Source organism: Duganella sp., assembly GCF_039595735.1.
Taxonomy (GTDB): Bacteria; Pseudomonadota; Gammaproteobacteria; order Burkholderiales; family Burkholderiaceae_D; genus Rugamonas.
Window position 1 is genome coordinate 158,562 of record NZ_JBCNLB010000006.1, and the last position, 13,749, is coordinate 172,310.

A 13,749-nucleotide genomic window follows, 5' to 3' on the forward strand; every position below is an offset into this window, starting at 1 on the left:
CTACCTTACAGCGCGCCATCCTCCACCGGCGCCGGGGTCAGCGGCGTCATCATGTGGCCCAGCTTGGCGGCCTTGGTATCCAGATAATACTGGTTGAAGGCATTGCGGTTGACCAGCAGCGGAACCCGCTCGGCAACCTCAACACCCAATTTGGTCATGGCATCGATCTTACGCGGATTATTGGTCATCAGGCGTAAGCTTTTGACGTTGAATTGTTCCAGCATCGGTTTCACCAGGCCGTAGGTGCGCTGGTCGGGCTTGAAGCCCAGCTGTTCATTGGCTTGCACCGTGTCGGCGCCGGCCTCCTGCAGCCGGTACGCGCGGATCTTGTTGACCAGGCCAATGCCGCGGCCTTCCTGGCGCAGGTACAGCAGCACGCCGCGGCCTTCGTCGGCAATCTTCTTGAGGGCGCCTTCGAGCTGGGCGCCGCAGTCGCAACGTTGCGAGAACAGCACGTCGCCGGTCAGGCATTCCGAGTGTACGCGCGCCAGCACCGGCGCGCCATTGCCGATGTCGCCCAGCACCATGGCCAGGTGCTCCTTGCCGGTGGCTTTTTCCACGAAGGCGTGCAGGGTGAACTGGGCCCATGGGGTCGGCAAGGCGCAGGAAGTGACGTAATTCAGTTCGTCCGTGGAGGTGAGTTCTGCGCTGTGCGACATGGTTTTGCTCTTTATTCTGTTCATAACTAGGTAAAAAAGGCGCGCCGGGCTGTTCCAACAGACCCGGCGCGCCCTTCATGATACCAAAACTGGCAGAAATTTATTTTGGGCCAGCCTCTAGCTTTTCAAGCCTTACTGCTGAGGCAGGTCGAACACCAGCAATTCGGCGTCTTCCGCCTGTTCCAGCGTCACCAGCGCCTCATCGGTGATTTTCAGGGCGTCGCCGGCTTTCAGATGCACGCCGTTGACCGTCACCGCGCCGCGAATCAGGTGCACATACGCGATGCGGCCCGGTTTCAGCTCATGGGTCAGGCGGTCGCCCTCGGCCATGATGGAGGCGTAGATCTCGGCTTTCTGGTGGATCAGCACCGAACCATTGCGGCCATCGTTCGAGGCGATCAGGGCCAGCTTGCCTTGTTTGCTCTCCGGCGTGAAGTGTTTCTCTTCGTAGCTGGGCGGGATGCCGATCTGGTCAGGCTGGATCCAGATTTGCAGGAAATGCACCTGCTGCGTGCGGTCGCCGTTGAACTCGCTGTGACGCACGCCGGTGCCGGCGCTCATGCGCTGGACGTCGCCGTAGTGCAGCACCGAGCCGGTGCCCATGCTGTCCTTGTGCTCCAGCGCGCCGCTCAGCACGTAGGAGATAATCTCCATGTCGCGGTGACCGTGGGTGCCGAAGCCCTGGCCGCCCATGACCTTGTCTTCGTTGATCACCAGCAGCGGGCCGAAGCCGACGTGCTCAGGATCGTGATAATGGCCAAACGAGAAGCTGTGTTTGGAATCCAGCCAGCCGTGGTTGGCTTTGCCGCGGGAATCAGAATGACGTACTTGCAACATGGTAAGCTCCTTTGAATGTGCGATAATTTTGAAAGCGATGAACACATTGTAGGCCCCCGTTTCAAAATAAAAAAACGGAAAAATTACCCCTCTACTATCGAAAAATTCGAATGCTCAGATTAAGCCTGGAAGCCCTGCAAATCGTGGACGCCATTGACCGGCGCGGTTCCTTCTCCGCCGCCGGCAAGGAGCTGCACCGCGTGCCCTCGACGATTTCCTACACCGTCAGCAAGCTGGAGGATGATCTCGGCGTGCAGGTCTTCGAGCGCAACGGGCCGCGGGTGGAACTGACCGCCGCCGGCGCCGAACTGCTGAAAGAGGGCCGCTACCTGCTGAAAGCGGCGCAAGACCTGGAACACCGTGTGCGCCGCGTGGCCTCCGGCTGGGAGACCGAGCTGGCGGTGGCCATGGATTCCATGTTCTCGCCGTGCCTGTTCCATGCCGACGTGCCGGCCTTCTACGAGGTGGCCCGGCAGACCCGCCTGCGCATCGTGCAGGAAGCCCTGTCCGGCACCTGGGAAGCCCTGCTGGACCGCCGCGTTGACCTGCTGGTGGGCGCGGCCGGCGACGGCCCGGCCGGCGGCGGCTACATCTCCGAACCGATCGGCAAGGTCGATTTCGTGTTTGCGGTGGCACCCTCGCACCCGCTGGCGGATGTTCAGGACAAACTGGGGCGCAGCCATTTGCAGCACCACCGCGCCATCAGTGTGGCCGATTCGGCGCGCCAGATGGCGCCGCGCACGGTGGGTTTGTTGCTGGGCCAAGACACGCTGACCGTGCCTGACATGAAGACCAAATTCCAGTACCAGCTGGCCGGCATGGGCTTCGGCTTCCTGCCGGAGCCGTGCGCGCGCGCCGCCATCGCCGCCGGCCTGCTGGTGGAAAAGCAGGTGGAGGAGCCGAAGCCGGCCGAAACCTTCTATCTCGCCTGGCGCAGCGGCGAAAACGGCGCGGCGCTCAACTGGTGGCTGAACCGCATGCGCCAGCCGGGCCTGTTCGAGCGTTTGCTCTCCCATCTGCCGCATCATAATATTGACTAAGGCCAATAGTTTCGGAGTACCATAGCAGGATAATTGCCGTCTCCCGCTGGAACCTTTCCATGACTGTAACGACTGCCACGTCACCTGTTTTTCTGCATCCCCTGGCCGACCGCACCGGCAGTCCGGCGGCGTTGCTGTTTGACGCAGCGCGCCTGCCGGCCGGAGCGGCGCAGCCGCCGATGAATCTGCTTGAAGAAGTGGCCGCCGGCAGCATGAACTGCTATTACCGCGCGGGCGCCAGCCAGGACCTCAACCAGGCGCTGGCGCAGGCCGGCTGGAAGGCGCTGCCGGATGACAAGCTGCAGCGCGCCGACGACGAGCTGCCCAAGGAATTGCCGCCCGCAGTGCAATGGATCGCCGGCCAGTGGTTCATGGCGCCGCCGGCCAAGGCAGTTGGCACCCAAGCGGCCTCGCGCGCGCTGGCGCTGCAGCTGGTGCAACTGGTGTCGGCCGATGCCGATACCCACGAAATCGAAGCGCTGCTGCGACAGGATCCCACGCTGTCCTATCACCTGCTGCGGCTGGTGAATTCGCTGGGCATGGGCACCGGCCGCCGCGTCACCAGTTTTTCGCAAGCCATCCTGATCCTGGGCCGCTCGCAGCTGCGGCGCTGGCTGAACCTGATGCTGTTCTCGTCGCGCGAGGGCGATCCGCGCTCGGCCATGCTGCTGTCGCGGGTGGCGGTGCGGGCGCGGTCGATGGAATTGCTGTCCAAGGCCAGCGGCGAGGACAAGCAGCACCAGGAGCAAGCCTTCATGGTTGGCATGTTCTCCTTGCTGGGCGTGCTGTTTGGCATGCCGCTGGAAGAGGTGCTGAAGCCGCTGACCATCAGCGAATCCGTGCAGCAGGCCTTGCTGTCGCGGCAGGGCGAGATGGGGCAGTTGCTGTGCGTGGTGGAAGCCGCCGAGCGCGCGGATGAGCAGGCGCTGGCCGGCTGCCTGCAGGTCGATACCGACACCTACAACCGGATCGCCGTCGACGCCCATTTATGGATGCAAAGCGTGGCGGCGGGTAAGGCAGGTAGCCCCCATGCGTGAAGCGATCGAGCGTTGCCTCGCCCTGAGCCGCCAAGCCCGGAGTGAACAAGGCGACGCGCTGGCGCAAACGCTGACCGCACTGGATGCGGCACTGATCGAAGTTCAATCATCCCTGAAACCGGCCGACATGCCGGCGCTGGACGCCTCGCTGGCGCTCGACCTCACCGGCTACGTGACCGCGTGGAGCCAGGGTGCGGAGCGGATGTTTGGCTACACCGCGGCCGAAGTGATCGGCCAGCACGTGCTGTTCCTGTACGCCGAGGACGATGAGGAAGGCAATATCGCGGAACTGTTCTTCGACCACCATCCCGGCGAGGCCGCTGCCCGCACCGAGGTGCGCCGGCGCAAGAAGAACGGCGAAATCATCTGGGTCCACCTCGACATCGCACTGCGCCACGAAGATGGCGAGCCGGTCGGCATGCTGGTGCGGCTGTCGCAAGCCAACCAGGCGCTGTCGGACCTGGACAAGGTCAACCTGCATGCGCGCATCATCGAGGACAGCGAGCAGGGCGTGCTGATTACCGATGCCCATGAGCGCATCGTCTCCATCAATTCCTCCTTCACCCGGATCACCGGCTACACCCCGGCCGAATCGATCGGCAAGACCCCGGACCTGCTGCGCTCGGGCGTGCACGACGCCGACTTCCGCGCCAAGGTGCGCGCGGCCATGCAGGGCGGCGGGCCGTGGCGCGGCGAGATCATCGGCAAACGCAAGAATGGCGAATTGTTCCCGCAGTCGGTCACCATCAGCGCGGTGCGCGACCAGAGCGGCAAGATCAGTCATACCTTCTCGCTGTTTTCGGACATCAGCGTGCACAAGGACGCCGAGGCGCGCATGCAGCGCATGGCCAACTACGACCCGCTGACCGGCCTGCCCAATCTGTGCCTGCTGTCGCAGCTGGTGGGGCAGGCGCTGACCGAAACCAAGCGCACTGGCGAGCACGGCGCGATCCTGGTGGTGGAAATCACCCGCGTGGGCGCCATCAGCGACACGCTGGGTCACGAAATCGGCAACGAGCTGGTGTGCGAAATCGGCCGCATCTTCCGCAACTCGCTGCGCGAAGGCGATGTGCTGGCGCGGCTTGACGGCCATCGCTTTGCCATCGCGCTGCTGCACGTGGAAAAGCGCGAACACGCCGGCATCGTGGCGCAGAAGCTGCTGGCGGCCTTGTCGTCGCCGATCGCGATCGCCGCGCACAACCTGCAGGTTGGCGCGCACATCGGCATCACTTCCTACAGCGAGGATGGGGTCGACGTGGCCACGCTGATCCGCTGCGCGGACGTGGCGGTGGCCAAGGCGGCACAGAGCATTGAATCCAACTTCCTGTTCTACAGCGAAGAGATGAACCAGCGCGCCAAGGAGCACTTGCGCATCGAGAGCGAACTGCGGCAGGCGCTGCGCAACAACGAGCTGCAGCTGTACTACCAGCCCAAGGTGAGCTTGCGCAGCGGCCGCATCGTCGGCGCCGAGGCGCTGCTGCGCTGGCGCCACCCGGTGCGCGGGCTGGTCTCGCCGGGCGTGTTCATTCCGGTGGCGGAAGAGACCGGGCTGATCCTCGACCTTGGCACCTGGGTGCTGGAAGAAGCGTGCCGGCAGGTGCGCGAGTGGCGCGACGCCAACCTGATCATGCCGCCGATTGCCGTCAACCTGTCGGCACGTCAGTTTGATCATGAGCTGCCCAGGCGGATTGCGGCGGTGCTGGAAAAACACCAGGTGCAGCCGGACCAGATCAACCTGGAAATCACGGAAAGCTTGCTGGTGCGCGGCACCGACAAGGTGATCGCCATCATGAACCAGCTGGTGGCGATGGGCATGGCGCTGGCGCTGGACGACTTTGGCACCGGCTATTCCAGCCTGGCCTACCTGAAGAAATTCCCGATCAGCACCCTCAAGATCGACCGCGCTTTCGTGATCGGCTTGCCGTATGAAGAAAACGATTGCGCCATCGCCCGTGCCATCGTCACCATGGCGCAGCAGTTGCGGCAGGAAATCGTGGCCGAAGGCGTGGAGACGGCCGAGCAGATGGCCTTCCTGCGCGAGCTGGGCTGCGACCAATTGCAGGGCTATCTGTTCAGCCAGCCGGTGCCGGCCGCCGAGTTTGCGGCCATGCTGAGGGAAGGCAAGCGCCTTGCATTCAATACCCGCTGAACCAAGCTGATCGCCAGGACACCGGGCGCTGCGTCATGCGGGAGGACAGTGCGCCCAGCAGTGCATGGAAGAGGGCCGCGCCGAGTTTATAATTGACTAAGCTTTGCTTCCCCTGATGTCAGCCGCTGCCGCGGCCCCTTTTCCTTTGGAGACTGCCATGAAAAAACGGACTTTCCTGGTGCGCACCGCCGCCACCCTGGCCCTGGCCTGTGCAGGTCTGATGCTGAACGGTTGCACCACCACCACCGGCGCGGCCAAGCCCAGCAGCGCCGCCGTCAAGACCGAGATCGAGCAAGGTGCATACAATACGCTGGAGAGGCTGTACAAAGAGGTCAAAGGCTCGCGCGAGCTGGTGCACAAGGCCAATGGCGTGCTGGTGTTCCCGAACGTGGTGGCGGCCGGGCTGGTGGTGGGCGGCGAGTACGGCAAGGGCGTGCTGCGCACCGGCGGCGCGGTGGCCGATTATTACAGCGTGGCGTCAGTATCGGTCGGCTTCCAGGCTGGTGCGCAGTCCAAGGCAGTGGTACTGTTATTCATGAGCCGCGAGGCGCTGGACAAATTCCGCAACGGCAAAGGCTGGACGGCGGGGGTGGATGGTTCGGTGGCGCTGATCAAAGTGGGCGCCAATGGCGAAATCGACACCAACACCGCCAATAATCCGGTACAGGCATTCGTCTTAACCAATGCCGGCCTGATGGCCAACCTGAACCTGGAAGGCACCAAAATCACCAAACTCAATTTATAAGGCAATAATGACTCGTCACATCCTGGACCAAGCCCGTATCCATCCTGCCGCGCTGGCGCAGATCGGTAGTTATCATCGCGACCTGATCGCTGAAGTGGAAGCCGCCATTGCCGCCCACAAGGTGGTGGTGGTTGGCATGGGCTTGAATCCTTTTCCGGCCAAGGCGCGCAAGCTGCTGGATGCGCAAGGCATCCAGTACCAATACCTCAGCTATGGTAATTATTTTTCCAGCTGGCGTCCGCGCCTGGCGCTCAAGTTATGGAGCGGCTGGCCGACTTTCCCGATGATTTTCGTGAACGGCGTATTGATCGGCGGCGCCACCGATCTGCAAAAACTGATCGCCAGCGGCGAACTGGCGCGCCTGCTGGGCAGATGATGCAGCCGCTGCCCCTGCGCCTGCATCCCGGCGACGACCTGCGGGCCGCGGTGGTGGCGGCGCTGCTGGCCAGCGGTCATCAGGCCGGCTTCGTGTTGCAGGGCATCGGCAGCCTGAGCGTGGCGCAATTGCGTTACGCGGGGCAGCCGGAGCCTGGCGAACTACGTGGCGACCTGGAGATACTGACGTTGGCTGGCTCGCTGTCCGCGGATGGGGCGCACCTGCACATGTCGGTGTCCGACGCCCAAGGCCGCGTGTATGGCGGGCATGTCGGGACGGGCTGCATCGTGCGCACCACGGCGGAACTGCTGCTGGCTTTATTGCCGGGGCAGCGCTTCACACGCGAGCATGACGCGCGCACCGGCTATCCTGAACTGAAAGTAGGCTAATCAGGCGCGACTTCGTCATTGAGCTTTTCGGTCAGCGCCTTGAGTGGCGGCGGCGCCTCGTCCAGATGGTAGCGCACGCAGTGCGACTGGCCATCCTGGTCCACTTCCAGATCGTATTGAAAATCCCAGGATTTGGGGGCTCCCTTCACCAGCTTGGGCTGCAGCGCGAAAAAATCGCTGGCGCGCAGCAGTTGTTCCAGCTCGCTGGCTTGCTGCGGCGGCAACTGCGCCAGATCGACCGTGCGCGTCTGCGCACCGGCCGGTCCGGTGAAGCCTCCTGTACATCGCAGAATCAAACGCATGGTGCTTCCTTTATGCCGTGACGCCGACGACCTTCCATGCCGCCTGCACCGCGTGCTGTTCCGCCGAGTCTGCGCCATAGAGCAGGGCGGCCGCCTGCGCGGTGGCCTTGGCCATGTCGGCAAACGTGGCGTTGGGCGTCAACAGCGACAGTGCCTTGTACCAGATCGGCGCGGCCTTGTCCCAGGAATTGCCCTTGAGCGCGATGGCGGCCGCGTAAAACGCATGGTTGGGGATGCCGGAATTGGTATGGACGTCGCCGTTTTCCACATATCCTGCCATAGTTTTCGGCTGGTCGTCGCCGGACCAGGTGAGCTCCTTGTTGCCGGGATCGGCCATCGAGCGCAGCGCCTTGCCGACTTCCGCCGTCATGATGCCGGCGCCGATCAGCCAATCGGCCTGCTCGACGTTCTGCTTCAGCGTCCACTGCTTGACCACGCTGCCAAACACGTCCGAAATCGATTCATTCAGCGCGCCGCTCTGATCCTGATACACCAGGCCGCCCGGCACCGCGTATTGGGTGACGCCGTGGGTGAGCTCGTGGGCGATCACATCGATGGCGCCGGTGAAGCCCAGGAACAGCTTGCCGTCGCCATCGCCGTACACCATCTGCTGGCCGTTCCAGAAGGCGTTATTGAACTTGACCTGATAGTGCACGGTCGAATCCAGGCGCAGGCCCTTGCCGTCGATGGAATTGCGCTTCAGCACCTCGCGGAAGAAATCGTAGGTAGCGCCGGCGCCGTCGTAGGCCTGGTCGACGGCCACGTCGTTGGACGGCTTGCCATCCTCGCTGCGCACCAGCTTGCCGGGCAGGGCGGACTTGTTCTGGGCGTCGTAGACCGAGCGGCGCTTTTCGCCGGCCACCACCGCCAGCCCCATCACCACCGGCGCCACCGAGCGCTGACCGCGCAAATGGGCGGAGATTTCAGCCTGATCCAGCAGGCAGTCGCGTTCGCAGGCATCGGGCGTGGCTTGCGCCAGCTTGCGCAGCATCTTGGGCGGAATAATGAAACAGGTGCAATCCTGTGGATGCGCGGCCATGACCTTCTCCTAAAACAATGCAATAACGTATTTATACACGGATTCGCATTGCCGGGACGTCACTATTGCCGCTGGGCCTGGCGGAGAGGATCGAGCAGGCTGCGCAGGTTGTTATGGTCGATTTCATACATCAGCGCGATGAGCGTGCCGAGTTCGCCGGCTGGAAAGCCCTCGCGGGCAAACCAGCCGAGATAATGGCCCGGCAAATCCGCAATCTTGCGTCCCTTGTACTTCCCATAAGGCATTTCCCGCGTCAGCAGCAGGGCTAGTTTTTCAGAGTTCATGGCCAAATTCTAGCGCTTAAGCAATTCGGGGTCAGCTCTGGCATTCGGACAGCTAGCGCTATCCTTTGATCCAGCTCAATACGCGAAAGTGCCCTCTTTTGCGTATTGAGATAGATCAAAGAATGGGTTCAACTGTCCGAATGTCAGAGCTGACCCCGAATCGATCATTGCGCGGTGGGCAAAGATGTTTTGGATTTTGAAGGCTTTTTCCTCCTAGGCTTAGCCACGATACTGCATGCATCAACTTTTCAGGAGTGAAGTTATGCCTATTGCACTGCTTGCGCTGACTATCAGCGCGTTTGCTATCGGGACTACCGAGTTTGTTATCGTCGGTTTGCTGCCGACTGTCGCCGCCGATCTGGGCGTGAATCTGCCGTCGGCAGGGTTGCTGGTCAGCCTGTATGCCATGGGCGTGGCCATCGGGGCGCCGGTGTTGACGGCGCTGACCGGCAAGGTGCCGCGTAAGTTGCTGCTGGTGTCGCTGATGGTGTTGTTCACCCTCGGCAATCTGTTGGCGTGGAAGGCGCCCAGCTATGAGTCGCTGGTGATGGCGCGGATTCTGACCGGGCTGGCCCACGGCGTGTTCTTCTCGATCGGCTCGACCATCGCCACTTCGCTGGTGCCGAAAGAGAAGGCGGCCAGCGCGATCGCCATCATGTTCACCGGCCTGACGGTGGCGCTGGTCACCGGTGTGCCGCTCGGTACGTTCATCGGTCAGCACTTCGGCTGGCGCGAAACTTTCCTGGCCGTGTCGGCGCTGGGCGTGCTGGCGATCCTCGGCAGCGCGATCTTTGTGCCGTCGACCATTCAGCATAACAAGCCGGCTTCGCTGATGCAGCAGGTGAAGGTGCTGGCTGAGCCGCGTCTGCTGCTGGTGTATGCGATGACCGCCATCGGTTATGGCGGTTCGTTCACCGCTTTCACTTTCCTGGCGCCGATCCTGACCGAGATCACTGGCTTCAGCGTGAACGCCGTTGGTCTGGTGATGCTGGTGTACGGTGTATCGGTCGCGGTGGGGAATATCTGGGGCGGCAAGCTGGCCGACAAGCGCGGTCCGGTGGGCGCTTTGAAGATCATTTTCCTCGGCCTGGCCGCTGTACTGTTTGTGTTGACTTTCACTGCGCCGTATAAATGGCTGGTGCTGGCAACTGTACTGGTGTGGGGCGCCATGGCCTTCGGTAACGTGGCGGGCTTGCAGGTGTATGTGGTGCAGCAGGCGGAACTTTATACGCCGCGCGCTGTTGATGTGGCCTCGGGCCTGAATATCGCCGCGTTCAACCTTGGTATCGCCGGCGGCGCCTGGGGCGGCGGCCTGATCGTCGAGCATCTGGGGCTGGTGCACACGGGCTGGATCGGTGCGCTGGTGGTGCTGGGCGCCTTCGGCCTGACTGCGCTGAGCGGTCGTCTGGATCGCCTGAATCCACGTCCGGCCAACGCCAACGGCGACAAGGCTATCCACGCTGTGGCGCATTGATTGAGGTATATTGGCGGCGATTTGAATCATTCGCCGCCTATATCTCATGTCCGCAGTCTCTTTGTTTTCCCTCGTCTTTGCCTATTTTTCCCTGCTGCTTGTGGTGGCATGGCGCACCTCCCGCAACGCCAATAACGACAGCTTCTTCATCGGTAACAAGCGCAGCAACTGGGTGCTGGTGGCATTCGGCATGGTGGGCACGACGCTGAGCGGCGTGACGTTCATCAGTGTGCCGGGCGCGGTCGGCCGCGATGGTTTCGGCTACCTGCAGGTGATACTGGGCTATGTGCTCGGTTATATCGCTGTCGCCTATATTCTGCTGCCGCTGTATTACCGCCTCAAGCTGACTTCCATCTATACGTATCTTGAGCAGCGTCTCGGCCCCCGTTCCTACCAGGGCGGTGCGGCCTTTTTCATCATCTCGCGTACGCTGAGCGCTTCGGCGCGGCTTTATCTGGTGGTGAATATCCTGCAGCTCACCATCCTCGATAGCATGGGCGTGCCGTTCTGGCTGACCACCACCGTCATCCTCGCCATGATCCTGCTGTACACCTACGAGGGCGGCGTGAAGACCATCGTCTGGACCGATACGCTGCAGACCACTGGCATGGTGCTTGGCCTGCTGATCTGCGCCGGCTGGCTGCTGCACGCAATGCATCTTGGCCCGCTGGAGAGTATCGCGCAGATGCAGGCGCACGGCCTGACCAGGGTGGTCACCACCGCGGTCGACAGCCCGGCCTATTTCTGGAAGCAGGTGCTGGCGGGTTTTTTCATCGTGCTGGCCATGACCGGCATGGACCAGGAGACCATGCAGAAGAACATTTCGGTCGAAACCCTGCGCGATTCGCAAAAGAATATGCTGCTGCTCACCACTGTACTGACCGCTGTACTGGTACTGTTCATGTACCTTGGCGGGCTGCTGTACCTGTACGCTCCCACGGTCGGTGTCACGGCCAGCGGCGACAAGATCTTCCCCACTGTAGTGATGGCGCATATGCCGGCTGTACTGCAACTGATTTTCTTCATCGGCCTGATTTCGGCATTGTTCCCCAGCGCCGACGGCGCCATGACCGCGCTGACGTCTTCGTTCAGCATCGATATTCTTGGCGTGCAGCGCCGCACGGACCTGACGGAGCAGGCGCGGATACGCTTGCGCCACCGTGTCCATCTGGCTTTTTGCGCGATCTTCCTGGCGCTGGTGCTGGTGTTTAAATGGGTGGACAACGCCAGCATGGTCGGCCTGGTGCTGAAGCTGACCGGCTATACCTACGGCCCGCTGCTTGGCCTGTTTGCCTTCGGCATCCTGACCAGACGCGCACTGCGCGACCGCTGGGCGCCGCTGGTGGCGCTGGCCGGGCCGGTGATTTGTTATGTCATTGATTGCAATCAGGAAATGCTGTTCGGGACCTATCGCATGGGGCTGGAGCTGCTACTCTTGAATGGTCTGCTGGTTTTTGCCGGCCTATTGCTGATCTCGAAAAAGCAGTATCATCCTTGCAAATAACGCAACCACTGGAGTGTTAATGAGCCAATCACCGTTTTCTTATGTCCGTAGGGGCTTCGCCTTTTTCTGGCGCGCGCTGGATGCCAGCCGCCGCACGGTCCTCAATCTGATTTTCCTGTTGCTGGTGCTGGTGCTGCTGTACGCGATCTTCGGTGGCGGTGCGAAGCCGCTGCAGCCCAAGACTACGCTGGTGCTGGATCTGAAGGGGCAGCTGGTCGAGCAATCCAGCGTGAATGCACGCGATGCGCTGGTGACCAATCTGCGCGGCGGCGAGGTGCACAAGATGATTCAGCTGCGCGATGTGCTGGCGGTGCTGGACCAGGCGGCCAAAGATCCCGACGTTGGCGCCGCCGTGCTGCTGACCGACGAGCTGCAAGGCGCCGGTCAGGCCTCGCTGCGCGAAGTGGCCAGCGCCATTGACCGTTTCAAGGCGTCCGGCAAGCAGGTGGTGGCCTGGGGTTCAAGCTATGACCAGCGCCAGTATCTGCTGGCCGCGCATGCCAATGAAGTCTATCTGCATCCGATGGGCATGGTGCTGATCGAGGGCTTTGGCCGCTATCGCAATTACTACCGTGATGCGCTCGACAAGCTGGGCGTCACGGTGAATCTGCTGCGCGTCGGCACCTACAAGAGCTTCGCTGAACCTTACATCGCCAACGGTCCTTCGCAGGCGGCCAGCGAGGCCGAGTCGTATCTGAACAGCGCTCTGTGGGCTTCATACACGGATAACGTGGAGAAGGCGCGCAAGCTGCCGCAGGGCCAGATCATGAAGACCATCAACGACCTGCCGGCGCAAGTGGCGGCGGTGAACGGCGACCTGGCCAAGCTGTCGCTGTCGACCAAGTTTGTGGACGGCCTGAAAACCAAGGATGAGCTGCGCCAGATGATGATCAAGCGCGGCGCCCCGGATGCCGAGGGCAAGAGCTTCCGTCAGGTCAGCTTCGATGATTACCTGGCGCGCGTGCCGCGCAAGCTGACCGGCGATGCCGTCGGCGTGATCGTGGCGCAGGGTGAAATCAGCGATGGCAGCGCCGGTCCGGGCTCCATCGGCGGCGATTCGACTTCCAAGCTGATTCGCCTGGCGCGCGAGGACGACAGCATCAAGGCTGTGGTGCTGCGCATCGATTCGCCTGGCGGCAGTGCGTTTGCCTCGGAGCTGATCCGCCGCGAGCTGGAACTGACGCGCGCCGCCGGCAAGCCGGTGGTGGTCTCGATGGGGAATGTGGCGGCTTCCGGCGGCTACTGGATTTCGATGTCGTCCGATGAGGTGATCGCGGAGCCGAACACCATCACCGGTTCGATCGGCGTGTTTGCCATCCTGCCGACCGCCGACAAGGTGATCGACAAGCTGGGCATCCACACCGCAGGTCAGCCGACCACCTGGCTGGGCGACGCGGGCAATCCGCTGCGTCCACTGGACCCGCGTCTGGGTCAGCTGATCCAGGGCAGCATCAATCATATTTACGCGGAGTTCACCACCAAGGCCGCAGCAGCGCGCAAGACCACGCCGGAGAAGATTGATGAAGTGGCGCAGGGCCGTGTGTGGACTGGTGCGCAGGCCAAGGATCGTGGTCTGGTCGACCGTCTGGGCAGCTTTGGCGATGCGCTGAAGTCCGCCGCCGCGCGCGCCAAGCTGCCGGCCGATTATCGCGTGGTGTACGTGGAGCGCGAGATCAGCAAGTTTGACCGCCTGGTCGAGATGGTGGGGGGCGGCACGGCGCAAGCGGTAGCCAACGCCGTGGCGGCGCAGCTGAAGCTGGGCGCCACCGCCACTACCGGCCTGCCGCCAGCTGCGGCCGCCGGCATCGCGAATGATTTCGGCTGGCTGTCGGACATCACGGCGCAGAAGAAACCATTCACCGCGATTACGCACTGCCTCTGCGAATCGCCATAGCGGTCCTTCCCGCCTTCGCG

14 protein-coding genes are annotated in these 13,749 nt (G+C 62.4%); 9 read left to right on the forward strand and 5 right to left on the reverse strand.

What is annotated here, in order from left to right; translation table 11 throughout:
- Positions 1-5: 5 nt before the first annotated feature.
- Together ribA and ABDW57_RS13775 are read right to left on the reverse strand one after the other, a co-directional pair.
- Entirely contained in the window at positions 6-659 is a 654-nt protein-coding gene (gene ribA, locus ABDW57_RS13770; protein ID WP_343730753.1) for a GTP cyclohydrolase II, read from the reverse strand.
- 132 nt (positions 660-791) lie between these two features.
- Positions 792-1,496, reverse strand: a complete 705-nt coding sequence (locus tag ABDW57_RS13775) for a pirin family protein (RefSeq protein WP_343730754.1) — start codon at positions 1,494-1,496, stop codon at positions 792-794.
- 110 nt (positions 1,497-1,606) lie between these two features.
- On the opposite strand from ABDW57_RS13775, the gene ABDW57_RS13780 reads away from it, so the two are divergent.
- The 6 genes from ABDW57_RS13780 (at position 1,607) to ABDW57_RS13805 (ending at position 7,232) form a co-directional block, all read left to right on the forward strand.
- Positions 1,607-2,536, forward strand: a complete 930-nt coding sequence (locus ABDW57_RS13780) for a LysR substrate-binding domain-containing protein (RefSeq protein WP_343730755.1) — start codon at positions 1,607-1,609, stop codon at positions 2,534-2,536.
- A gap of 59 nt (positions 2,537-2,595) precedes the next feature.
- Positions 2,596-3,573, forward strand: a complete 978-nt coding sequence (locus tag ABDW57_RS13785; RefSeq protein WP_343730756.1) for an HDOD domain-containing protein — start codon at positions 2,596-2,598, stop codon at positions 3,571-3,573.
- Entirely contained in the window at positions 3,566-5,722 is a 2,157-nt protein-coding gene (locus tag ABDW57_RS13790; protein WP_343730757.1) for an EAL domain-containing protein, read from the forward strand. Before ABDW57_RS13785 ends, ABDW57_RS13790 begins: the two co-directional genes overlap by 8 nt.
- Before the next feature lie 157 nt (positions 5,723-5,879).
- A complete protein-coding gene (locus ABDW57_RS13795) occupies positions 5,880-6,467 on the forward strand; it encodes a YSC84-related protein (protein ID WP_343730758.1) in 588 nt (195 codons plus the stop codon).
- Between the two features lie 7 nt (positions 6,468-6,474).
- Entirely contained in the window at positions 6,475-6,843 is a 369-nt protein-coding gene (locus ABDW57_RS13800; protein WP_343730759.1) for a glutaredoxin, read from the forward strand.
- Positions 6,843-7,232, forward strand: coding sequence for a PPC domain-containing DNA-binding protein (locus tag ABDW57_RS13805; protein ID WP_343730871.1), 390 nt, complete (start codon positions 6,843-6,845; stop codon positions 7,230-7,232). Before ABDW57_RS13800 ends, ABDW57_RS13805 begins: the two co-directional genes overlap by 1 nt.
- On the opposite strand, the gene ABDW57_RS13810 is transcribed toward ABDW57_RS13805, so the two are convergent.
- The 3 genes from ABDW57_RS13810 to ABDW57_RS13820 form a co-directional block, all read right to left on the reverse strand.
- Positions 7,229-7,534, reverse strand: coding sequence for a protealysin inhibitor emfourin (locus tag ABDW57_RS13810; RefSeq protein ID WP_343730760.1), 306 nt, complete (start codon positions 7,532-7,534; stop codon positions 7,229-7,231). The genes ABDW57_RS13805 and ABDW57_RS13810 overlap by 4 nt on opposite strands.
- Before the next feature lie 10 nt (positions 7,535-7,544).
- The gene (locus ABDW57_RS13815) at positions 7,545-8,573 is read right to left on the reverse strand and encodes a M4 family metallopeptidase (RefSeq protein WP_343730761.1); all 1,029 of its coding nucleotides are present in this window, start codon (positions 8,571-8,573) and stop codon (positions 7,545-7,547) included.
- 62 nt (positions 8,574-8,635) lie between these two features.
- On the reverse strand, positions 8,636-8,857 hold the full coding sequence (locus tag ABDW57_RS13820) for a DUF3820 family protein (protein WP_343730762.1): 222 nt from the start codon (positions 8,855-8,857) through the stop codon (positions 8,636-8,638).
- 262 nt (positions 8,858-9,119) lie between these two features.
- Between ABDW57_RS13820 and ABDW57_RS13825 the strand changes: the two genes are divergently transcribed.
- The 3 genes from ABDW57_RS13825 to sppA are packed head-to-tail and all read left to right on the forward strand — an operon-like array spanning position 9,120 to position 13,729.
- Positions 9,120-10,331, forward strand: a complete 1,212-nt coding sequence (locus ABDW57_RS13825; RefSeq protein WP_343730763.1) for an MFS transporter — start codon at positions 9,120-9,122, stop codon at positions 10,329-10,331.
- A 46-nt stretch (positions 10,332-10,377) separates the two neighbouring features.
- Positions 10,378-11,835, forward strand: coding sequence for a sodium:solute symporter (locus tag ABDW57_RS13830; RefSeq protein WP_343730764.1), 1,458 nt, complete (start codon positions 10,378-10,380; stop codon positions 11,833-11,835).
- Between the two features lie 19 nt (positions 11,836-11,854).
- The gene (gene sppA / locus ABDW57_RS13835) at positions 11,855-13,729 is read left to right on the forward strand and encodes a signal peptide peptidase SppA (protein ID WP_343730765.1); all 1,875 of its coding nucleotides are present in this window, start codon (positions 11,855-11,857) and stop codon (positions 13,727-13,729) included.
- Positions 13,730-13,749 lie beyond the last annotated feature (20 nt).

Coding starts and splice junctions, on each gene's coding strand:
- ABDW57_RS13810 (WP_343730760.1), bottom strand. CDS start 7,534: ATGCGTTTGATTCTGCGATGTACAGGAGGCTTCACCGGACCGGCCGGT.
- ABDW57_RS13800 (WP_343730759.1), top strand. CDS start 6,475: ATGACTCGTCACATCCTGGACCAAGCCCGTATCCATCCTGCCGCGCTG.
- ABDW57_RS13805 (WP_343730871.1), top strand. CDS start 6,843: ATGCAGCCGCTGCCCCTGCGCCTGCATCCCGGCGACGACCTGCGGGCC.
- ABDW57_RS13775 (WP_343730754.1), bottom strand. CDS start 1,496: ATGTTGCAAGTACGTCATTCTGATTCCCGCGGCAAAGCCAACCACGGC.
- ribA (WP_343730753.1), bottom strand. CDS start 659: ATGTCGCACAGCGCAGAACTCACCTCCACGGACGAACTGAATTACGTC.
- ABDW57_RS13780 (WP_343730755.1), top strand. CDS start 1,607: ATGCTCAGATTAAGCCTGGAAGCCCTGCAAATCGTGGACGCCATTGAC.
- sppA (WP_343730765.1), top strand. CDS start 11,855: ATGAGCCAATCACCGTTTTCTTATGTCCGTAGGGGCTTCGCCTTTTTC.
- ABDW57_RS13815 (WP_343730761.1), bottom strand. CDS start 8,573: ATGGCCGCGCATCCACAGGATTGCACCTGTTTCATTATTCCGCCCAAG.
- ABDW57_RS13830 (WP_343730764.1), top strand. CDS start 10,378: ATGTCCGCAGTCTCTTTGTTTTCCCTCGTCTTTGCCTATTTTTCCCTG.
- ABDW57_RS13795 (WP_343730758.1), top strand. CDS start 5,880: ATGAAAAAACGGACTTTCCTGGTGCGCACCGCCGCCACCCTGGCCCTG.
- ABDW57_RS13825 (WP_343730763.1), top strand. CDS start 9,120: ATGCCTATTGCACTGCTTGCGCTGACTATCAGCGCGTTTGCTATCGGG.
- ABDW57_RS13785 (WP_343730756.1), top strand. CDS start 2,596: ATGACTGTAACGACTGCCACGTCACCTGTTTTTCTGCATCCCCTGGCC.
- ABDW57_RS13820 (WP_343730762.1), bottom strand. CDS start 8,857: ATGAACTCTGAAAAACTAGCCCTGCTGCTGACGCGGGAAATGCCTTAT.
- ABDW57_RS13790 (WP_343730757.1), top strand. CDS start 3,566: ATGCGTGAAGCGATCGAGCGTTGCCTCGCCCTGAGCCGCCAAGCCCGG.